This window comes from Klebsiella sp. Sb-30 (assembly GCF_057652795.1).
Genome location: NZ_CM172749.1, coordinates 3,811,171 through 3,830,794, shown reverse-complemented (window position 1 = coordinate 3,830,794; position 19,624 = coordinate 3,811,171). Strand labels below are relative to the sequence as shown.

At 59.9% G+C, this 19,624-nt stretch carries 17 protein-coding genes; 10 read left to right on the top strand and 7 right to left on the bottom strand.

Features of this window, described 5'->3' with window-relative positions; genetic code table 11:
- The first annotated feature begins 6 nt into the window (after nucleotides 1–6).
- From AC236I_RS17935 to AC236I_RS17915, 5 genes are all read left to right on the top strand, one after another.
- Nucleotides 7–858, top strand: a complete 852-nt coding sequence (locus AC236I_RS17935) for an isochorismatase (RefSeq protein WP_004859366.1) — start codon at nucleotides 7–9, stop codon at nucleotides 856–858.
- Complete coding sequence (gene entA, locus AC236I_RS17930) at nucleotides 858–1,613, top strand: 2,3-dihydro-2,3-dihydroxybenzoate dehydrogenase EntA (protein ID WP_004859369.1); 756 nt, start codon at nucleotides 858–860, stop codon at nucleotides 1,611–1,613. Before AC236I_RS17935 ends, entA begins: the two co-directional genes overlap by 1 nt.
- On the top strand, nucleotides 1,614–2,027 hold the full coding sequence (gene entH / locus AC236I_RS17925; protein WP_004859373.1) for a proofreading thioesterase EntH: 414 nt from the start codon (nucleotides 1,614–1,616) through the stop codon (nucleotides 2,025–2,027).
- 448 nt (nucleotides 2,028–2,475) lie between these two features.
- Complete coding sequence (gene cstA, locus AC236I_RS17920; RefSeq protein ID WP_004859376.1) at nucleotides 2,476–4,581, top strand: pyruvate/proton symporter CstA; 2,106 nt, start codon at nucleotides 2,476–2,478, stop codon at nucleotides 4,579–4,581.
- Between the two features lie 48 nt (nucleotides 4,582–4,629).
- Nucleotides 4,630–4,827, top strand: a complete 198-nt coding sequence (locus AC236I_RS17915) for a YbdD/YjiX family protein (protein ID WP_004859378.1) — start codon at nucleotides 4,630–4,632, stop codon at nucleotides 4,825–4,827.
- A gap of 159 nt (nucleotides 4,828–4,986) precedes the next feature.
- On the opposite strand, the gene AC236I_RS17910 is transcribed toward AC236I_RS17915, so the two are convergent.
- Together AC236I_RS17910 and AC236I_RS17905 are read right to left on the bottom strand one after the other, a co-directional pair.
- Nucleotides 4,987–5,730, bottom strand: coding sequence for an SDR family NAD(P)-dependent oxidoreductase (locus tag AC236I_RS17910; RefSeq protein ID WP_004859381.1), 744 nt, complete (start codon nucleotides 5,728–5,730; stop codon nucleotides 4,987–4,989).
- A gap of 60 nt (nucleotides 5,731–5,790) precedes the next feature.
- Nucleotides 5,791–6,888 carry an oxidoreductase gene (locus AC236I_RS17905; RefSeq protein WP_004859384.1) on the bottom strand — a complete coding sequence of 366 codons (1,098 nt, stop codon included), beginning with the start codon at nucleotides 6,886–6,888 and terminating at the stop codon, nucleotides 5,791–5,793.
- A 161-nt stretch (nucleotides 6,889–7,049) separates the two neighbouring features.
- Between AC236I_RS17905 and AC236I_RS17900 the strand changes: the two genes are divergently transcribed.
- The 4 genes from AC236I_RS17900 to AC236I_RS17885 all read left to right on the top strand — a co-directional run bounded on the left by AC236I_RS17900 (nucleotide 7,050) and on the right by AC236I_RS17885 (nucleotide 11,963).
- Nucleotides 7,050–8,552: a sugar ABC transporter ATP-binding protein gene (locus AC236I_RS17900; RefSeq protein WP_004859389.1), complete on the top strand. Its 1,503-nt coding sequence runs from the start codon at nucleotides 7,050–7,052 to the stop codon at nucleotides 8,550–8,552.
- Complete coding sequence (locus tag AC236I_RS17895; protein ID WP_004859391.1) at nucleotides 8,549–9,547, top strand: ABC transporter permease; 999 nt, start codon at nucleotides 8,549–8,551, stop codon at nucleotides 9,545–9,547. The genes AC236I_RS17900 and AC236I_RS17895 overlap by 4 nt, the downstream gene beginning before the upstream one ends.
- A gap of 20 nt (nucleotides 9,548–9,567) precedes the next feature.
- Complete coding sequence (locus AC236I_RS17890) at nucleotides 9,568–10,632, top strand: sugar ABC transporter substrate-binding protein (RefSeq protein ID WP_004859396.1); 1,065 nt, start codon at nucleotides 9,568–9,570, stop codon at nucleotides 10,630–10,632.
- A 125-nt stretch (nucleotides 10,633–10,757) separates the two neighbouring features.
- Nucleotides 10,758–11,963, top strand: coding sequence for a hypothetical protein (locus tag AC236I_RS17885; protein ID WP_182925161.1), 1,206 nt, complete (start codon nucleotides 10,758–10,760; stop codon nucleotides 11,961–11,963).
- A 146-nt stretch (nucleotides 11,964–12,109) separates the two neighbouring features.
- On the opposite strand, the gene mtnK is transcribed toward AC236I_RS17885, so the two are convergent.
- The gene (mtnK, locus tag AC236I_RS17880; RefSeq protein WP_104896177.1) at nucleotides 12,110–13,309 is read right to left on the bottom strand and encodes an S-methyl-5-thioribose kinase; all 1,200 of its coding nucleotides are present in this window, start codon (nucleotides 13,307–13,309) and stop codon (nucleotides 12,110–12,112) included.
- 103 nt (nucleotides 13,310–13,412) lie between these two features.
- On the opposite strand from mtnK, the gene mtnA reads away from it, so the two are divergent.
- Entirely contained in the window at nucleotides 13,413–14,441 is a 1,029-nt protein-coding gene (mtnA, locus tag AC236I_RS17875; protein ID WP_004859407.1) for an S-methyl-5-thioribose-1-phosphate isomerase, read from the top strand.
- Nucleotides 14,442–14,618: 177 nt separating this feature from the next.
- Here mtnA and AC236I_RS17870 read toward each other — a convergent pair whose 3' ends face one another.
- The 4 genes from AC236I_RS17870 to AC236I_RS17855 all read right to left on the bottom strand — a co-directional run bounded on the left by AC236I_RS17870 (nucleotide 14,619) and on the right by AC236I_RS17855 (nucleotide 19,530).
- Nucleotides 14,619–15,887 carry a histidine-type phosphatase gene (locus AC236I_RS17870; RefSeq protein WP_213894175.1) on the bottom strand — a complete coding sequence of 423 codons (1,269 nt, stop codon included), beginning with the start codon at nucleotides 15,885–15,887 and terminating at the stop codon, nucleotides 14,619–14,621.
- 25 nt (nucleotides 15,888–15,912) lie between these two features.
- The gene (locus tag AC236I_RS17865; RefSeq protein WP_088402172.1) at nucleotides 15,913–17,274 is read right to left on the bottom strand and encodes an MFS transporter; all 1,362 of its coding nucleotides are present in this window, start codon (nucleotides 17,272–17,274) and stop codon (nucleotides 15,913–15,915) included.
- A 336-nt stretch (nucleotides 17,275–17,610) separates the two neighbouring features.
- On the bottom strand, nucleotides 17,611–18,420 hold the full coding sequence (locus AC236I_RS17860; RefSeq protein ID WP_004859418.1) for an inositol monophosphatase family protein: 810 nt from the start codon (nucleotides 18,418–18,420) through the stop codon (nucleotides 17,611–17,613).
- Between the two features lie 120 nt (nucleotides 18,421–18,540).
- Nucleotides 18,541–19,530 carry a LacI family DNA-binding transcriptional regulator gene (locus tag AC236I_RS17855; protein ID WP_004859419.1) on the bottom strand — a complete coding sequence of 330 codons (990 nt, stop codon included), beginning with the start codon at nucleotides 19,528–19,530 and terminating at the stop codon, nucleotides 18,541–18,543.
- Nucleotides 19,531–19,624: the final 94 nt, after the last annotated feature.

Genomic DNA, 19,624 nt, shown 5'->3' with positions numbered 1-19,624 from the left:
AAGAGAATGGCCATCCCTGAATTACAGGCTTACACGCTGCCGGAAGCCAGCGACATCCCGGCGAACAAAGTGAACTGGGCTTTTGAGCCATCCCGCGCCGCGCTGCTGATCCACGATATGCAGGAATATTTCCTCAACTTCTGGGGTGAAGACAGCGCCATGATGGCGAAAGTCGTTGCCAATATTGCCGCGCTGCGTGATTTCTGCAAACAGCATAATATTCCGGTGTTTTACACCGCGCAGCCGAAAGAGCAAAGCGATGAAGATCGCGCCCTGCTGAATGATATGTGGGGACCGGGCCTGACCCGTTCGCCGGAGCAGCAGCGGGTGATTGCCGCGCTGGCGCCGGATGAACACGACACCGTCCTGGTGAAGTGGCGCTACAGCGCGTTTCACCGCTCGCCGCTGGAAGAGATGCTCAAAGAGAGCGGCCGCGATCAGCTGATTATCACCGGCGTCTATGCCCATATCGGCTGTATGACCACCGCGACCGACGCCTTTATGCGCGACATTAAACCATTCTTCGTCGCCGATGCGCTGGCTGACTTTAGCCGCGAAGAGCATCTGATGTCGCTGAAATATGTTGCCGGTCGTTGTGGCCGCGTCGTGATGACCGAAGAGCTGCTGCCGCTGCCGGCATCAAAAACGGCGCTGCGTGCGCTGGTACTGCCGCTGCTCGATGAATCCGACGAGCCCATGGATGACGAAAACCTGATCGACTATGGTCTGGACTCCGTACGCATGATGGCGCTGGCCGCCCGCTGGCGCAAAGTGCACGGCGATATTGATTTCGTGATGCTGGCGAAAAACCCGACCATTGACGCCTGGTGGGCGCTGCTATCCCGTGAGGTGAAATAATGGCCGCGCTGGATTTTCAGGGGCAAACCGTTTGGGTCACCGGCGCCGGTAAGGGGATTGGCTACGCAACGGCGCTGGCGTTTGTTGAGGCCGGCGCTCGGGTGAGCGGTTTCGATCTCGCTTTCGAGGGGGATGACTATCCGTTTGCCACCCACACGCTGGATGTTGCCAATGCGCAGCAGGTGGCCGAGGTATGCGGGCATCTGCTGAAAGGCATCGATCGGCTGGATGTGCTGGTTAACGCCGCGGGGATTCTGCGCATGGGCGCGACCGATGAGCTGAGTCTGGACGCATGGCAGCAGACTTTCGCCGTCAACGTCGGCGGGGCGTTTAACCTGTTCCAGCAGACGATGGGCCAGTTCCGTCGCCAGCAGGGCGGGGCAATCGTCACCGTCGCCTCCGATGCCGCGCATACGCCGCGCATCGGCATGAGCGCCTACGGCGCCTCAAAGGCGGCGCTGAAAAGTCTGGCGCTGACCGTGGGCCTGGAGCTGGCGGGCAGCGGCGTACGCTGCAACCTGGTCTCTCCGGGCTCCACCGACACCGATATGCAGCGCACGCTGTGGGTAAGTGAGGATGCCGAGCAGCGCCGTATCCGCGGTTTCGGCGAGCAGTTTAAGCTCGGGATCCCGCTGGGTAAAATTGCGCGTCCGCAGGAGATTGCCAGCACGATTCTGTTCCTCGCTTCCGATCACGCCAGCCATATCACGCTGCAGGATATCGTGGTGGACGGCGGCTCGACGCTGGGGGCATAAATGGCCTGGAAACGTCAGCTGACGCTGGAGGCGCTTAATGCCACCAGCGACAATACGATGGTCGCTCACCTGGGGATTGTCTACACCCGGCTGGAAGAGGGGCTGCTGGAGGCGAGTATGCCGGTTGATGCGCGTACGCATCAACCGTTTGGCCTGCTGCACGGCGGCGCCTCCGCGGCGCTGGCGGAGACGCTGGGGTCGATGGCCGGCTGGCTGATGACCGAAGAGGGCCAGTGCGTGGTGGGGACCGAGCTGAATGCAACCCACCATCGGGCGGTCTCGAGCGGTCGTGTGCGCGGCGAGTGTCGCCCTCTGCACCTGGGACGTCAGAACCAGAGCTGGGAGATTGCGGTGTTCGACGAGCGGGGCCGTCGCTGCTGCACCTGCCGCCTCGGCACCGCGGTACTGGGCTGAGGAGGTCTGCTCCCGGCGCGCGGGGTGAACTCTTAAGCCGGGCGACGGGCCCACAACCGCCGGTGATTTTGTCGCCCGGACAAAGCGCAATGTGCCATCTCCGGAAATGTCCTTGGTGTTGCCATACTCTGCGGCTGACTTACGGCCCGGGCTAACCTCTCTGTTTTCCCGGCTGGCGCTACGCTTAGTCGGGCGACGGACCGGTGCGCTAAGGTTGCCTGGTTCAGGCGTTTACGCCGCGAGCCGGGGTGTCGTCTGACGACGTATCATGTAGCGCTTTCTTGCTGGCGATACATTCCATTTTCCCCCCAGAAGTGATCTCGCTAGCAATGTGAGATAAATCCCTGTCTTTGTACGACATCTGTACGGTTTCAATGTTGTTAAACCCGGCGTTGTGTTCTAGAAACAAAATGTAACATCCTGATTACCTTACCGGTGGAACGCAACGATGAATCATTCAGGGAAATACCTCATCTGGACATTGCTCTCGGTTGTCGGAGCCTTTGCCCTCGGCTATATCGCCTTAAACCGAGGTGAACAGATTAATGCGTTATGGATTGTCGTCGCGGCAGTCTGCATTTATCTGATCGCCTATCGTTTCTACGGTCTCTACATCGCCAAAAATGTGCTGGCGGTTGACCCGACGCGCATGACCCCCGCCGTTCGGCATAACGACGGCCTTGATTATGTCCCGACCGATAAAAAAGTGCTGTTCGGTCATCATTTTGCGGCGATTGCCGGTGCGGGGCCGCTGGTAGGACCGGTGCTGGCGGCGCAAATGGGCTATCTGCCGGGGATGATCTGGATCCTCGCCGGGGTAGTGCTGGCCGGCGCGGTGCAGGACTTTATGGTGCTGTTTGTGTCTACGCGCCGCGACGGACGTTCTCTCGGCGAGCTGGTGAAAGAAGAGATGGGGCCAACCGCCGGAGTGCTGGCGCTGGTGGCCTGCTTTATGATTATGGTGATTATCCTCGCCGTACTGGCGATGATCGTGGTGAAAGCGTTGACCCACAGCCCGTGGGGCACCTATACCGTGGCCTTCACTATTCCGCTGGCGATCTTTATGGGGATCTACATTCGCTACCTGCGTCCGGGACGCATCGGCGAAGTGTCGGTGATTGGTCTGGTGATGCTGGTATTCGCGATTGTCTCCGGCGGATGGGTGGCGGAAAGCCCGACCTGGGCGCCGTGGTTTGATTATACCGGCGTACAGCTGACCTGGATTCTGGTGGGCTATGGTTTTATTGCCGCCGTTCTTCCGGTGTGGCTGCTGCTGGCGCCGCGTGATTACCTGTCGACCTTTCTGAAAATCGGCACCATCGTCGGGCTGGCGATTGGGATTCTGATTATGCGTCCGACTCTGACCATGCCGGCGCTGACCAAATTTATTGACGGCACCGGCCCGGTCTGGTCTGGCAGCATGTTCCCGTTCCTGTTTATCACCATCGCCTGCGGCGCGGTCTCCGGCTTCCATGCGCTGATTTCATCCGGAACCACGCCTAAGATGCTGGCGAATGAGGGCCAGGCCTGCTTTATCGGCTACGGCGGTATGTTGATGGAGTCCTTTGTCGCCATCATGGCGCTGGTGGCGGCCTGTGTTATCGATCCGGGCGTCTACTTTGCGATGAACAGCCCGATGGCGGTACTGGCGCCGGCTGGCACCACCGATGTGGTAGCCTCTGCCGCACAGGTGGTCAGCAGCTGGGGCTTTAGCATTACGCCGGACACGCTGCGCCAGATAGCCAGCGAAGTGGGCGAGCAGTCGATCATCTCGCGGGCCGGCGGCGCACCGACGCTGGCGGTGGGGATGGCCTACATCCTGCACGGCTCGCTGGGCGGTCTGATGGATGTTGCCTTCTGGTACCACTTCGCCATTCTGTTTGAAGCACTGTTCATCCTGACGGCAGTGGATGCGGGCACCCGCGCAGCGCGCTTTATGCTGCAGGATTTACTGGGCGTGCTCAGCCCGGGCCTGAAGAAAACCAACTCGCTGCCGGCCAACCTGCTGGCGACCGGGCTTTGCGTGCTGGCGTGGGGATACTTCCTGCATCAAGGGGTTGTTGACCCGCTCGGCGGCATCAATACGCTGTGGCCGCTGTTTGGTATCGCTAACCAGATGCTGGCGGGGATGGCATTGATGCTGTGTGCGGTGGTACTGTTTAAAATGAAGCGCGAACGCTATGCCTGGGTTGCGCTGCTGCCGACGTCCTGGCTGTTGATTTGCACCCTGACCGCCGGCTGGCAAAAGTCGTTCAGTCCGGACACCAAAGTCGGCTTCCTGGCGATTGCCAATAAGTTCCAGGCGATGATCGACAGCGGCACGATTCCGCCTCAGTACACCGAATCTCAGCTGGCGCAGCTGGTCTTTAACAACCGTCTGGATGCGGGATTAACCATCTTCTTTATGGTGGTTGTGGTGGTGCTGGCGTTCTTCTCCATCAAAACCGCGTTGGCGGCGTTGAAAGAGGATAAACCGACGGCGAAAGAGACGCCTTATGAGGCGTTACCTGCCGCTGCAGAGCCGATGGCGGCGCAGGCGAAGCGCGCACATTAAACCCTACCCCCTTTCCACGTGCGGAAAGGGGGACCATGAGAGAGCACTATGTTTGATACCCTTTCGAAAGCCGGGAAGTATCTGGGTCAGGCGGCGAAAATGATGATTGGCGTGCCCGATTACGATAATTATGTCGAGCATATTCGCCTGACGCATCCTGAGCAAACGCCGATGACCTATGAAGAGTTCTTTCGCGAGCGACAGGATGCACGCTACGGCGGAAAAGGGGGGGCGAAGTGCTGCTAAGAGCCTATTCCATTAGGCTATTTTATTTGCCATTTTGACCCAGGGCAGTGCTCACCATCCCCACCTAGTGCGTGTACGCTCCGGTGGTTCCGCGCTGTCCGCGGCCAGACTGGCGGCAACACGCCTACGGGGATAGGCTTTTAGTCGCCTTCTCAGGCGTCAGGCATTAAGTCCCCCATCAACATCCAGACCGGTGCCGGAGATTTGTCCGGCCGCCGGGCTGGCCAGAAAGGTCACCGCAGCGGCGACGTCATCCGGCTGACCGTAATGTCCGACGGCAATAAGCTGACGCTGCGAGTCGGCCTGCTCCCCGTTCGCCGGGTTCATATCGCTGTCGGTAGGGCCCGGATGCACCAGGTTTACGGTAATGCCGCGCGGCCCGAGATCGCGGGCGAGGCCGCGGGTCAGCGAGTTGAGCGCAGATTTGGTCATGGCGTAGACCGCGATGCCCGGTGAGGCGACGCGGTTGGCGAGGCAACTGCCGATATTGATAATGCGCCCTCCAGCGGGCAGATGCGGCAGCGCTGCCTGGATGGCGATCACCACGCCACGGATATTGACGTTGATCAGCGCATCGATATCTTCCAGCGACAGCGACTCCAGCGGGCCGCCGCGGGCGATCCCGGCGTTATTGACCAGAATATCCAGCCCGCCGAGGGTCTCTACCGTGCGTGTGACGGCCTGCTGAATCGCCTGGGCGTTTGCGCTGTCGGCCTGAATCGCCGCGCCGCGGCGGCCGAGAGCCACAATCTCGTCGACCACCGCCTGCGCTTTATCGGCGGATTTTTCATAAGTGATAACCACATCGGCGCCCGCCTGCGCCAGCGACAGCGCAATGGCGCGGCCAATTCCGCGACTGGCGCCGGTAACCAACGCTTTTTTACCCGTTAACTCGATCTGCATGATGACCTCGTACTGTGAGTGGGAGATGCATCATTAGGTATAGAGCGAGATTGCTGTCCGTCAATGCACCTGCCTGCGGAAGTTTTCCACTTTCTCAAAAGCGGCGGCCAGGCTTTGCGGCGTCAGTTCCACCGGCAGGAAGTGGATCGACTCCACCGGACGCAGGGTATGGGCAATGACCCGCTCCAGTTCGTCCCGATTGTGGATATCCACGTCGAGTTCCGCCAGGGTCGTGGGCAGGTTGAAACGCTGCCAGGCGTTAATCAACTGGGCCAGCACGTCGTCCTGACCCAGCAGGGCGCTTTGCACCAGAATGCCGTAGGCAACCTTGGTGCCATGAAGGAATTTATCAGTCTGCGGCAGGATCGTCAGGCCGTTATGCACCGCATGGGCGGCGGCGACGCGGGTATAGCGCTCGCCTAAGCCGCCGACCATCCCGCCGCCGGCGATAATGGCATCCGTCACGTCGCGGAACGCCTGCGACAGTTCGCCGCGCTGCTGATCCGCCAACGCGGTTTCGCTGCTTTGCAGCAGAACGTCGCGAATGGCCAGCGCGCCGTTAATCCCCAGGCGCACGGTCAGCGGCAGCGTTTCCGGCTGCGGCGCCAGTACCACCGCTTCATACCATTTCGCCAGCGTATCGCCGATTCCCGCCAGCAGATATTCCGCCGGAGCGTTGAGGATGATTTGCGGTTCCACCAGCACGAGGAAGTTGGCGTCATCAAAAATTTCAAAATGCAGCGCCTGGCCGGCGTCGTTGTACCACACCGATAGCGGGGTCCACGCGGCGCAGGTGGCGGCGATGGTCGGGATGGCCACCACCGGCAGACCCAGCCGCCGGGCCACGGCCTTGGCGGTATCCAGCAGCGCGCCGCCGCCGACGCCAATCACCACGGCCCGGTCATCCCCGGCTTCCGCGACCAGCTGCGCGACGTCGCTTTCGCTGCAGTGCCCACTAAACAGCACTTTTTTGGCGCCGACGGCGTGAAACGCCTCCGGCAGGAAGGGCTGCGCACCGGCGATGGCGCGCTCGCCGTAGATCCAGATGGCGCGGGCAAGCTGCTCGTCGCTGTAAAAATCGTGCAGGTGGGCAAGGCTGCCGTTATGGGAAAAATAGTTAGCCGGGCCGGGTACCACGCGGATATCGCTGTTGCTCATGAACGCTGTCCTTATTTCGTTTCGCTAACCTGATGTTATGTCTGGACATCCGGATGGCTAATATTATTTCGTTTTATCTTATGCCTTTTACGCAGTTGTCAGTCAAGGTCGGCTGTGAAAAATTCGTTAAATCAGAATATTAATCGTAAAGGTCCCGGCGGATGACAGTGAATCGTCTTGAGATGAACAACATTAATCTGGCCTTTTCCGGTTTCAGGGCGCTGAGCAATGTGGCGTTCACCCTGCGGGGAGGGTCGGTACACGCGCTGACCGGTGCTAACGGGGCGGGGAAATCGACGCTGATGGCGGTGCTGTGCGGAACGCACGCCCATTATGAGGGCGAGATCGTCATCAATAATCAGCCGGTGAGCGTTCGCTCGCCGCGGGATGCGAAACTGCTGGGCATTCATCTGGTGCAGCAGGAGGTCGATGTGGCGCTGGTGCCCGGCCTGTCCATTGCGGAAAACATTATGCTGGATCGTCTGGCGGAGCCGGGGCTGGGCTTCAGCTGGCGCGCAGTGCGTGAGCAGGCGCGCGAGGCTCTGGCCCAGCTGGATATTACGCTCGATGTGCGTCGCCCCATCGACAGCTGTACCCTGGCCGAGAAGCAGCAAATTCTGCTGGCCCGCGCGCTGTCGCACCATTGCCGGTTTTTAATTCTGGATGAACCCACCGCGCCGTTGGATCAACATGAAAGTGAGCGCCTGTTTACAGTGGTACGCCGTCTGCAGCAGCAGGGGATCGGCGTGGTGTTCATCTCCCACCGTATTCATGAGCTGAAGGCTATCTGCGACACCCTGACGGTATTGCGCGACGGAAAGCTGATTGAAAGCAGCCCGATGCACGATCTGAGCGGCGAGCAGATCGTCGAGAAGATGCTCGGCCACGAGCTGAGCGATATCTTCCCGCCGAAACGCCCGCCCCACGGCGAAGAGGTTCTGTTACAGGTTGACGGTCTGCATGACGAGGGGCTGTTGCAGGATATTTCGCTGCGGCTGCGCAAAGGCGAAATTCTCGGTATCGCCGGTCTGGCCGGCGCGGGAAAAACCGAACTGTGCAAAGCGCTGTTTGGCGCCAGCAAAAGCCGCCTGACGCGCGGGGAGTTGAACAGCCAGCCGTGGCGGCCTCGCGACCCGGCAGATTCTGTGCTGCGCGGGCTGGCGCTGGTACCGGAAGAGCGACGCAAAGAGGGCATTTTTATCGAAGAACCGATCGGCATGAACCTGGCGGTCAGCGCCGATAACAGCTTTTCGCGCTGGAGCCTGTTCGGCCATCGCCAGGCGTGGCGCTGGGCGGAAGAGGTGATCGCCCGGATCGGGATTCGTACCACCGGTCCGGCTCAGACCCTGCGCCGGCTTTCCGGCGGCAATCAGCAGAAAGTGGCGATCGGCAAATGGCTGCGCGGCAACGCCAACGTCTTGATATTCGATGAGCCGACCAAGGGTGTCGATGTGAAAGCAAAAACCGACCTGTTCACCCTGATCGACGGGCTGGCGCGAGACGGGAAGGGGATTATCTATGCCTCGGGCGAATTCTCTGAACTGGTGGGATTGTGCGACCGCATTTGCGTGTTGTGGGATGGCCGTATCGTCGCAGAAATTCCGGGCGCTGAGGCCCGGGAAGAGACACTACTTTATTACTCCACCGGAGGAGCAGCAGCGTGAGCAAGGCCCTGACAGTTAACGCGACGGCATCGGGTCGTCAGCGATTTTTTGATTTTCTTTATAAATGGGGCATGTTGCTGACCGTGGTGGCGCTGATTGCCGTTTTTGGCCTCGCCTCGGACAACTTCCTCGACCCGTTCAACATCATCAACATTTTGCGCTCCATCGCCATCGTGACGGTGATTGCGATCGGCGTCTCTGTGTCGTTAACCATTGGCGGCTTTGACCTGTCGGTGGGGTCAACGGCTTCGCTGGCAAACGCGCTGGTGATTTCGCTGTTTGTCTGGCACGGCTTCGGCACCACCGAGGCGATCCTTATCACCCTGGCGCTCTGTACGCTGGTGGGGCTATTCAACGCTTTTTTAATTGTCGTCCTGCGCATTCCCGACATGCTGGCTACCCTCGCCAGCCTGTTTGTGATTCAGGGCGTGGCAATGACCTACAGCTACGGCGGCTCGATTACCGAGAACATGGTATTGCCGAGTGGCGACATGGCGGAAGGGGTGATTCCGGCCGCCTTCGGTGCGCTGGGACAGGTGCCTACGATTGTGATCGTGATGCTGGTGGTGACCGTGGTGGCTCAGCTGGCGCTCTCGTTCACCACGCACGGGCGGAGAATGTACGCCATCGGCGGAAACCCAGAGGCCGCACGGCTCTCCGGGCTGCGCATCACCCGTTATAAAGTGGCGGCCTATGTTATCGCCTCGCTGCTGGCCGGGCTGGGCGGCATTTTACTGGCCTCGCGCATCGGTTCCTCGCAGGTTAATGCCGGCAGCGGCTACCTGATGGATGCGGTGGCGGCGGCGTGGATAGGCTTTTCACTGGCGGGTTCAGGTAAACCGAACGCGCTGGGCACGCTGGTGGGGGCGGTGATTCTTGGCGTGCTCTCCAACGGCCTGGTGATGCTGTCGGTGCCGTACTACGCCATGGACATTATTAAAGGGCTGGTGCTGGCTGGCGCGCTCGCACTGACCTACTTTCAGCGCCGCACATAAAATTTTACAGGGTAAACACCATGAAAAAGATAACGCTTTCACTCATCGCATTGGGGTTGTTCAACTCTGCGGCGGCCTTTGCTGAAACTCCGACGCCGATTCCGGCGGCGATTGCCGAACATAGCGGCCCGATTCGTATCGCGGTGATCCGTAATCTTGGTTCCGACGATAACACCACCCAGTTTGTCTCCGGGGCCATCCAGGAGGGTAAAAAGCTCGGTTTCAAAATCAGCACCTTCTTGAGCAACGGCGATGACGCCAAATTCCAGGACTTCGTTAACCAGGCGATTAGCCAGAAATACGACGGCATTATTCTCTCCCAGGGACGCGATCCGTACTCGACCGCGCTGGTGAAAAAAGCGGTGGACGCCGGGATTAAAGTTGCCGTGTTCGATACTGCGGTTAACGGCGAGATCCCGGGTGTCACCGTCACCCAGCAGGATGACGCTTCGCTGACTGAGCTCTCCTTTGGCCAACTGGTGAAAGATTTCAACGGTAAAGCCAACATCGTCAAACTGTGGGTCGCCGGCTTCCCGCCGATGGAACGCCGCCAGGCCGCTTACCAGACGCTGCTTAAGCAAAACCCGGGGATTAAAGAGCTGGAGTCGATTGGCGCCGTCTCTTCCGACGTGCAGGGCGATACCGCCAATAAAGTTGGGGCGATTCTGGCGAAATATCCGAAAGGCAAGATCGATGCGATTTGGGGAACCTGGGATGCGTTCAGCCAGGGGGCTTATAAAGCGCTAAAGGAGAACGGCCGCAGCGAAATCAAACTCTACAGCATTGATATTTCTAACCAGGATTTGCAGCTGATGCGTGAATCCGGCAGCCCGTGGAAAGTGAGCGTGGCGGTGGATCCGAAGCTTATCGGCGCCACTAACGTGCGCCTGATCGCCAATAAGATTGCCGGGGAGCCGACTCCTGCAACCTATGACTTCAAAGCGGCGGCTATTCCGCAGGCGCTGCTGGCGGCGCAGCCGGGGGCGGTGAACGTTGCCTCGCTGGGTAAAATCATTCCGGGCTGGGGCCAGACGGAAGACTTTATCGCCCCGTGGTTTGCCACGCTGGAAGCAAAAAACAAGTAACGCCCGCTGGCGCTGCGCTTACCGGGTCTGCGGTTTCGTCGGCCCGATAAGGCGCTGCCGCTATCCGGCAAAAGGAGCTCAAGGTGACTGAGACTGAATTACCGCGCCCCGACTACAGCCGCAATATGCGGCTGATTGGGCATAGCGATCAGGGAGGACGCCCGGACGGCGTCCAGCTCATGGTGCACCGTGGCTTTGCGTATATCGGTCATATGGTATCGCAGGGCTTTTCGGTGGTCGACGTTCGCGATCCGGCGCGTCCGAAAGCGGTAAACTACATCGCCGCGCCGCCGGGGACCTGGAACGTGCATTTGCAGGCGCATGATGATCTGCTGCTGGTCATCAATGCCCGCGATCTGTTTGCCGACGCTCGCTTTGCCGACGAGAAAGTTTACTACACCCGTTCGGTGGGCGAGACGGTCAGCGATGTGCAGGATAAGGGCTGGAGCGCCGGGCTGCGGGTGTTCGATATTTCGCATCCGGAGCATCCGCGCGAGATAGGTTTTTTGTCCCTCAGCGGTATCGGCATTCATCGAATCTGGTACGTTGGCGGTCGTTGGGCCTACGTTTCTGCGCTGATCGACGGTTTTAGCGATTATATCTTCCTGACCATCGATCTGGCGGATCCGCGCAAACCGGAAGTGGCCGGACGCTGGTGGTTGCCGGGGATGAACCTGGCGGCAGGGGAGACGGCGGACTGGCCACAGGGCAAGCGCTACGCGTTGCATCACGCCATTATCGCCGGGGATACCGCCTACGGTAGCTGGCGCGACGGTGGCCTGACGCTGCTCGACGTGAAGGACAGAACACAGCCGACGCTGATTAGCCATCGCAACTGGAGCCCGCCGTTTGGCGGCGGAACCCATACGGCGCTGCCGCTGCCGGACAGGGATCTGCTGGTGGTGCTGGATGAAGCGGTGCTTGATAACCAGCAGGATGGGGAGAAGCTGATCTGGCTGTTTGATATCCGCGAACCGACAAACCCGGTGAGTATCGCCACGTTCCCGCCGCCGGATGAAGCCGACTACGTGGCAAAAGGGGCGCACTTTGGTCCGCATAATCTGCATGAGAATCGCCCCGGTAGTTTCATTAGCTCAACGCTGATTTTTACCACTTACCAGAATGCGGGCGTTCGCGCTTACGATATCTCCAACCCTTATCGTCCGGTGGAGACCGGGGCGCTGGTACCGGCCGCACCGGCGAAAATGATGGATACTCGTCCGGGTCGCCCGCAGGTCATTCAGTCCTGCGATGTGTTTGTTGATGCGCAGGGAATTATCTACAGCACGGATTACAACGGCGGGTTGTCAGTGATTGAGTATCTCGGGTAGTTTTTTGCCGGGTGGCGCTGCGCTTACCCGGCCTACAAAACCCCGGACGAGATGCCGGATAAGGCGTCAGGCGCGTAGGCCGGGAAGATGTCAAAGGGCCGTAGGCCGGGTAAGGCGTCAGCCGTCACCCGGCATACAGACTGCGCTTAGCTGTACTGGCGCACCCGTGCCACCAGCTCTTCGACGCTGTCGATACGGTCGGCAATCACAATCAGCGCTTTACCCAGGGTGATTGCGTGGCGCAGGCACTCGTGGCGCATGGCCTCATCCTGAATCGTCTCTATATCGGCGACGTGGGACAGGCCGACGCTGCGGCGAATCAGCTCGGTGCCGCAGAAGCCAATCGCGTCGTTCCATACTTTTTTCAGGAACGCGGAGGCATAGCCGGGCCAGGCCAGCGCCGCATCGCGTGTTTTCTCCGCTGCCAGAGAGTGGAAGCGTTCGGCAAAAGTATTCCACAGCGTCTGAATATCGTGCAGACGCTGTTCGCGAGCCGCGGCGGCATCGCGAATGCCCAGATGCCCTGGCAGGCCGCAGTAGTTCAGCAGCAGGTTGCCGATGGCGGTACCGATATCAAAACCTATCGGGCCGAAATAGCCGAACTCCGCATCGATGGCTTTAAAACTGTCCTCGGCAACAAAAATGGAGCCGCTGTGAATATCGCCGTGTAGCAATGCTTCGGTATGCGAGAAGAAGCGATGTTTCAGCGACGCGACTGCCAGCCTGAGCGACGCGTCGTCACGCAGGGCGGCCACTTCAGCTTCCAGTTCGGCCGGGTAGTTATTGCGTTCGTGAATCTGGTACGGGTCGTTGAAAAACAGGTCTTCGGTGATTTCGCACATCTCCGGATTGATAAACCGGGCGACCTGAGCCTTTTTCTCATGCGGATGGAGGTAGAAATCACTGGTATGAAACAGCGCCTGGGCCAGATATTCCCCCAGCTGGCTGGCGGCCTGCGGATAGTAAACATTGTTAATCAGCTCGCCGCGCCAGATACGGTGATCGGAGAGATCTTCCATCACCATCACCGCCAGTTCGGGGTCGAAGTGGTGGATTTTCACCGTGTGCTGCGGGGCGTGCTGGTAGTGTGCCACCAGGGTTTGTGCCTCGAGACGAGCGCGGTCGAGGGTCAGCGGCCAGGATTCACCGACGCAGCGAACGTAGGGCAGGGCCTGCTTCACGACAACGCGGCTCACGCCGTGGGTATCATAAATCTTAAAGACCAGGTTGAGGTTACCGTCCCCCACTTCCTGCGCGGACACCAGCTCCGACGGGTCATCGATGCCGCCAAATTGTTGTGCGTATGCCACGGCATCGCCGGGGGTGAAGGTATGGTATTGCGACATTGCCTCGATCCTCAAAAGTTCTGATTAAGCCGTTCAGACGTCTATACTTCTGGATTTCATCCTGACACAATGTGATACAACAACGCAACAGGGATTTAACGATATGCAGACACTACAGACCACCAGCCTGCGGGTAAGCGAAAATCAGCTTTTTATTCTTGATCAGCAGGCATTGCCGCAGGAAAAACGCTGGCTGGCGGCGGATAACGTTTCGTTGCTGGTGGACCATATTCACGCCCTGCGGGTACGCGGGGCGCCGCTAATCGGCCTGTCGGCCAGCCTGCTGCTGGCGCTTCTGGCCCGGCGCGGCCTCAGCCGGGATGAACTGGCCCAGGCACTGGAAACGCTGCGGGCCGCGCGCCCGACGGCGGTAAACCTGATGAATAATCTCGATCGCATGAAGCTGGCGCTGGCGGAAGAGAATCATGCCCAGGCACTGGAAGAGGAAGCGCTGCGCCTGATCGCAGAAGATAAACAGCTGTGCGCCAGCATTGCCGAGGCGGGCAGCGCACTGGTGACGCCGGGCAGCCGCCTGCTGACGCATTGTAATACCGGCGGTCTGGCAACGGCGGGCGTAGGGACTGCGCTGGGGGTGATTGCGCTGGCCCATCAGCGCGGGCTGGTGGAAAATGTCTGGGTCGACGAGACGCGACCGCTGCTGCAGGGCGGTCGGCTGACCGCCTGGGAGCTGGGTGAACTGGGGGTGCCTTACCGGCTGATTACCGATTCGATGGCCGCCAGCCTGATGGCCAAAGGAGAGGTTGACGCCGTATGGGTCGGGGCTGACCGGATCGCCGCTAACGGCGATGTGGCGAATAAGATCGGCACCTATTCCCTGGCGGTACTGGCGAAGTATCACGGTATTCCGTTCTACGTGGCGGCACCGCAAACCACCCTCGATCGCCACTGTCCGAACGGCGAGGCGATTCCGATTGAGCAGCGGGCGCCAGCGGAAGTGACCGGCGTCGCCGGCAGCTTTGGCGCGGTGCAGTGGGCGCCGAAAGATGCCGCCGTTTACAATCCGGCATTTGACGTCACCCCCGCGGCATTAATTAGCGGCTGGGTGCTGGATAGCGGCGTGGTCACCCCGGAACAGGTGGCGGCCGGGGCGTTTGCAGCGGAAAAAGCCTGAGTTAAAGCGCAGTGATTCCCATCGCTTCCTGTCAGGCTATATGGGTAACGCGCCTCTTTAAAATGCCCGGCGGCGGCTGACGCCTTACCGGGCTTACGGGGCGGGATCAGATCGGCTTTTGTCGGTCAGGAAAGGCGTCAGCCGCCGCCTGACAAGCGTGCGGGCACGATCGCCCAATCACGGCAGAACCATATCGACCGCCGGAGCCGCGTGCGGATCGATATGCCGGCCGAGCGTTGTCAGCGCCGCCTGGTAAGGGCACAGGGTTCCGACTTCGGTCGTCTGGCAGTCCGCTTGACGCCACTCCTGGCGCAGCAGCGGATGCTGGCTGTCCGGGATTTGCAGACGACGTAAATCGTCCAGACTTTGCGCCTGGAAGTAGACGCGCAGATAGCGTTTACCGCTATGGGTATCGCGCCAGCGTTCCAGGACCAGGCTGCTGCCCGGCGGGATATTGCCCCGGCTGTACCCCGGCAACTGCCAGCTAAAATCCATTAACGTACGCACCATGGCGATATTGGTGTCGTGCGCCACCAGCAGTAGCCAGCGCACGTCCGGCGTGGCGCCTTCTTTGACCCCCTCCAGCATGGCGTTGAGCAGAATCGAACCGCGTTTTTGCGCGGTATAAAACACATCGTTGCTCAGATCGTAGTTCTCCGTCAGCAGCGGCAGCAGGGCGGTGATCTGGCTGGAGCGGGTGATGTTACCCCACGCCAGTTGGCTGAGAGGCAGATTTTCGCTCCAGCCCAGGCGTAGCGTCTCAACCATATTGGCCATCACGCTCAGTCCACTAATCGACGTTTTGCCGCTTTTGCTCTGCTCGACCTGCCACGGCTGGTCGAACGCCGGACAAGGATTGTCCGGCACGCAGACCGCATTTTTCAGCAGCTGAATCACCGGAGTCAGCGCCTGCCGACGCTGTGCCAGATCGCCGGCTTTTTCTTTCACTGCCGCCAGTTGGCGGGCGGGATCGGTTTGCGTGGCGGCAAACTTATCGGTCTGAAACAGCGGATCGGCGTCGCCGCTGACGTAATGAATGGCTACGCCGCAGCCGGGAAAGGCGCCGTCCACCAGCGCCTGGGCGGTGGCCCGCGTGCGCTGCAGGGGGCTGGCGCGAACGTAAATTTCGCCGTTCGCCGGGCAGCCCGCCGTCAGCAGGCCCAGCTGGCGAAAGCGCACGCCCTCTTCGCGCCCTTTATTGACCACCGCGGCATAGCCATGGCCGGTCAGCTCGCCGTCGTGGGTGGTCCACTGGGGCCACGAACGCTGGGTCGCGGCATCGATGGCTTCCCGGTTGCCCGGCGTCGGCGGGCGAATGCCGTGGCGGCTGAGTTCAACCACTTTTTCCAGCTCAAACTGCGCGGCGGCATGCCCCGGTGCGACCAGCAGCGGCAGGGCGCAGGCAAACAACAAGCGTAGTAAAACCTGATGTCGTACAGGCATCATAAAATATTCCTTATAGATTAAATGGTTACGACGAGAATGAGGTCTGGCGTTCTATCGCGTGTCGTCTGGCGACAATCGCAGCGGTGGTAAAACAGAATAGCGCGGACATCACGCCGGCGCCTACCCAAAACAGCGACAGCGTACTGAAGTCGTACAGCGTTTTGCCATTTTCGATAATCGATGTTTTATCGATGATGATGCCGGTGAGAAACTCGCCGAGTCCCGCACCCGCGTAGCTGGCGATACCGATGGTGCCGAGCGCTGCCCCCGCGGCTTTGCGCGACGAAATATCGACCGCAATCAGTCCGCCAAGGAAGCAGGTCAATGCGCCAATGGTGGCGCCGAAGATAATCATCGCCAGAATGTCGGTGTAGTAGCCGTGCGGCGACCAGAGCATCAGCGCAAAGCCTCCGGTGTTGAGCAGGCTGATAAACCCGGCCATCACGCTGCGGTTACGCGGGAAGAGGCGGTCGGAGAGCACGCCGGCGATAATGGTGCCGGCAATACCCGCGATGGCGTTAACCCCGATAATTCCGGAGGCTTCAAGGGTAGAGTAGGCTTTATCCTGCTCGAGAAAGAAGATCCCCCACGAGTTCACCGCGTAGCGATCGATATACATAAACGCCGAGGCCATTGCCAGCGTCCACAGGGCCGGATTGCGCAGCGCCAGCAGCTGGTTTTTAAACACCGAGCCGCGGACTTCCGCCTCTTCCTGCGGTTCGTCGCGAATCACGTTGATTGACGGGAAGCCGCAGCTTTGCGGTGAGTCGCGCATAAACAGCAGCAACAGCGCCACCCCGACGGCGCCGAGCGCTGCCGTGGACAAATAGCCCATTTGCCAGCCAAAACCCGCAATGACGGCGGCGATCACCATGTAGGTCAGCGCTTCGCCGATGTTGTGGGCGGTTGACCAGATACCATAAAAGGTGCCGCGCTCTTTATAACCGTACCAGCGGGCCAGCGATACCGCACAGGGACCGACCCCCATCGATTGCGCCCAGCCGTTGATCCCCCAGAAAACCGCCAGCAGCAGGGCATTGCTGGTCATCCCCATCATCAGGTTCATCCCGGCGCTCAGCAGCAGGCCGAGACTCATATAGCGAACCACATTGGCATGATCGGCAACGAAGCCATTAACCAGTTTGCCGATGGCGTAGCTGAAAAACAGCGCCGAGCCGATCATGCCCAGCTCGGTAGGAGAAATACCCAGCTCGACGAGCGCGCTTTTGGCGACGGTAAATGACAGCCGACAGACGTAAAAGGTCACGTAGGCGACGGTCATGGCTAAAAATGTTTGCCAGCGTACGCGGCGAAAGCGTTGTTCATCGAACTGCGCGCCTGCTTTGGGCGGCGAAGCGCGAAAAAATGCGATAATTCTTCCAGACATAATGGTATCTCCGAAGGTCGGAGGCCTGACTGATTAGCGTGGTTCGTCCGTGAGGTTTATCCCCGTCATACTTCAAGTTGCATGTGCGTTGGCTGCGGTCTACTCGACCCATTCATGGGCCTCGCCCTTACGGGCAGCCGCTACACGGCGTTCAAATCTGTTCCAGACAGACTTGTCGTTCACCCCGCTCACTTGCCGCGTTACCCGGCCTCGCCCCTTCGGGGCCAGCGCAAGCGCTGTTCACGGCAAAAGTGCCTTGTCCTGCAACTCGAATTATTGAGGGCATATTGTCTTTGTGTAGAGTACATAATCAGATAAAGCCTGACCCGATACGGGTTAAGGTAATGGGTGATAAAGCATGTTTTTTAATTGTGGATAGAGCGTCTTGCTGGCCAGCAGCAGCGGGTTGCCATGACGAATCCCATCCTCCGCCAGATAGTCATTGCTCAGGCCGCCGGCTTCGCGCATCAGCACCAGCCCCGGCAGCCCGTCCCACGGGTTCATGTGCGGTTCGTAGTAACCGATGAGCCGGCCAGCCGCTGCCCAGGCACTCATCAGCGCTCCGGAGCCGTTGCGGATAAACATGCCGCCGTCGCTAAGCAGCGCATTGAGAAAGGGCAGAAAAACCGCTGGCGTCACGCGGTGCGAAGTCCCGACGCCCATCACCCCCTCTTTGACCGTCGTCGCCGGATGCGGAGCGATGGGCGCATCGTTGAGCCATGCGCCCTGGCCTTTCAGGGCGTGGAACAGCTCGCGATGGTTGGGGTCGTACACCACGCCGATAACCGGTTCGCCATCGGCGACGATGGCCATCGACAGGCACCAGGTGTGCAGACCGTTAAGAAAACAGCTGGTGCCGTCGATAGGGTCGACAACCCACAGCACGCGGGCGTCAGGCATCTGCGTTCCGCTCTCCTCGCCGAGAAAACCATCCTGCGGAAAGGCGCTGATAATGCGCTGCTTAACAAACGCCTCGACCCGCTTATCGGCGACGCTGACCACGTCCTGCAGGTCGTCGCCTTTATGATCCACCGCCAGCCGGTCGCGCTGCTGATAGTATTCGAATGCCAGTTCAGCACCGGCTTGCGCCAGCTCGCAGGCCAGGCGATAGCGGGCCTGCAGCGCATCTGATTCCAGGGATTTCATGCTTATTCTCCATTTTGCACACGTGTGCATTGTATGTGAAAAAACAGCCCCGAAGGGCGAAGTGAGTGTGGATGGATTAAAAATAATATTCTGTGATCGTGCTGGCATAAAATGAATTTTTCATTTCGCGCTCTGACGAACAATTAGTTTCACTGGCACTTCGCGATGACGTGACGGCAGGTTGAATTTAGCGATCCTCGTGACCAGGAGATCCACCGCATGGTGGGCGAGCAGAGCGGTATTCTGCTGCACGGTGGTCAGCTGGTAGGGCTGCCAGTCCGCCTGCGGGATATCATCGAATCCGATAATGGCAGGTAGCGAGGCGGCAGGATTGTCCGCCCGCAGACCGTCCAGCGCGCCGAGCGCCAGCATATCGGTGGCGCAGAACAGCGCCTGCAGCTGCGGATGCGCGGCGAGCAGCTGCCTGGCGGCGCTAAAGCCCGCCTGATAGCCGCTGCTTTCGCAGAAGTGCGCGGCAACGTCGATGCCTTGCGCATGGGCAATGAACGCGTCGTAGCGCTGCCGGGTGCTGAAGTTATCCAGACTTTCACCGATAAACCCGGCCTGTCGCCACTGGCGCTGAACAAACAGGTCGGCCACCAGCTTCGCCCCCTGCGCGTTGTCGCTGCATACGCGATCGCAGCCGGCCAGATCGGCGTGGCGGTTGATCAGCGTCACCGGGATTTTTCGCTCCAGATACTCCTCCGCCAGCGACAGCGGCGGCGCTCCGGAGGTGATAATGACGCCCGCGACGTGATAGCTCAGCAGCTGCTTGAGCGACGGGGCGAGCTGCTGCGGATCGTCGGCGTTCATCAGCAGCGGCATAAACCCGTTGAGCGCCAGCTGGTGGACCAGCGGCGACAGCAGCTTGCTGCGGAACGGGTTATCAAACCCGGCGGTGACGATGCCGATAAAGTTGCTGCTGCCGGTATTCATCGCGCGGGCGATGATATTGACCTGATAGCCCAGCGTTTCCGCCGCGGCGAGGACCTTCTGCCGGGTTTTTTCCGCCACCGATGCGCCGGGCGTAAAGGTGCGGGATACCGCGGAACGGGAGACCCCAGCGAGCCGGGCAACATCCTCAGCCTTAATCCATTTTTTTTCGCTCATAGTGTCAGGGTACGGGTTGTTCTTAGTAAGCCCATGCCGACGCGGGAGCCCATGGTCGGCACAAAAAAGTAGTAAGAAGGTATCACATAAATCC

What these genes read in the sequence shown, in the direction of transcription:
- AC236I_RS17935 (WP_004859366.1), top strand. Translation starts at nt 7, where the DNA reads ATGGCCATCCCTGAATTACAGGCTTACACGCTGCCGGAAGCCAGCGAC.
- entA (WP_004859369.1), top strand. Translation starts at nt 858, where the DNA reads ATGGCCGCGCTGGATTTTCAGGGGCAAACCGTTTGGGTCACCGGCGCC.
- entH (WP_004859373.1), top strand. Translation starts at nt 1,614, where the DNA reads ATGGCCTGGAAACGTCAGCTGACGCTGGAGGCGCTTAATGCCACCAGC.
- cstA (WP_004859376.1), top strand. Translation starts at nt 2,476, where the DNA reads ATGAATCATTCAGGGAAATACCTCATCTGGACATTGCTCTCGGTTGTC.
- AC236I_RS17915 (WP_004859378.1), top strand. Translation starts at nt 4,630, where the DNA reads ATGTTTGATACCCTTTCGAAAGCCGGGAAGTATCTGGGTCAGGCGGCG.
- AC236I_RS17910 (WP_004859381.1), bottom strand. Translation starts at nt 5,730, where the DNA reads ATGCAGATCGAGTTAACGGGTAAAAAAGCGTTGGTTACCGGCGCCAGT.
- AC236I_RS17905 (WP_004859384.1), bottom strand. Translation starts at nt 6,888, where the DNA reads ATGAGCAACAGCGATATCCGCGTGGTACCCGGCCCGGCTAACTATTTT.
- AC236I_RS17900 (WP_004859389.1), top strand. Translation starts at nt 7,050, where the DNA reads ATGACAGTGAATCGTCTTGAGATGAACAACATTAATCTGGCCTTTTCC.
- AC236I_RS17890 (WP_004859396.1), top strand. Translation starts at nt 9,568, where the DNA reads ATGAAAAAGATAACGCTTTCACTCATCGCATTGGGGTTGTTCAACTCT.
- AC236I_RS17885 (WP_182925161.1), top strand. Translation starts at nt 10,758, where the DNA reads ATGCGGCTGATTGGGCATAGCGATCAGGGAGGACGCCCGGACGGCGTC.
- mtnK (WP_104896177.1), bottom strand. Translation starts at nt 13,309, where the DNA reads ATGTCGCAATACCATACCTTCACCCCCGGCGATGCCGTGGCATACGCA.
- mtnA (WP_004859407.1), top strand. Translation starts at nt 13,413, where the DNA reads ATGCAGACACTACAGACCACCAGCCTGCGGGTAAGCGAAAATCAGCTT.
- AC236I_RS17870 (WP_213894175.1), bottom strand. Translation starts at nt 15,887, where the DNA reads ATGATGCCTGTACGACATCAGGTTTTACTACGCTTGTTGTTTGCCTGC.
- AC236I_RS17865 (WP_088402172.1), bottom strand. Translation starts at nt 17,274, where the DNA reads ATGTCTGGAAGAATTATCGCATTTTTTCGCGCTTCGCCGCCCAAAGCA.
- AC236I_RS17860 (WP_004859418.1), bottom strand. Translation starts at nt 18,420, where the DNA reads ATGAAATCCCTGGAATCAGATGCGCTGCAGGCCCGCTATCGCCTGGCC.
- AC236I_RS17855 (WP_004859419.1), bottom strand. Translation starts at nt 19,530, where the DNA reads ATGAGCGAAAAAAAATGGATTAAGGCTGAGGATGTTGCCCGGCTCGCT.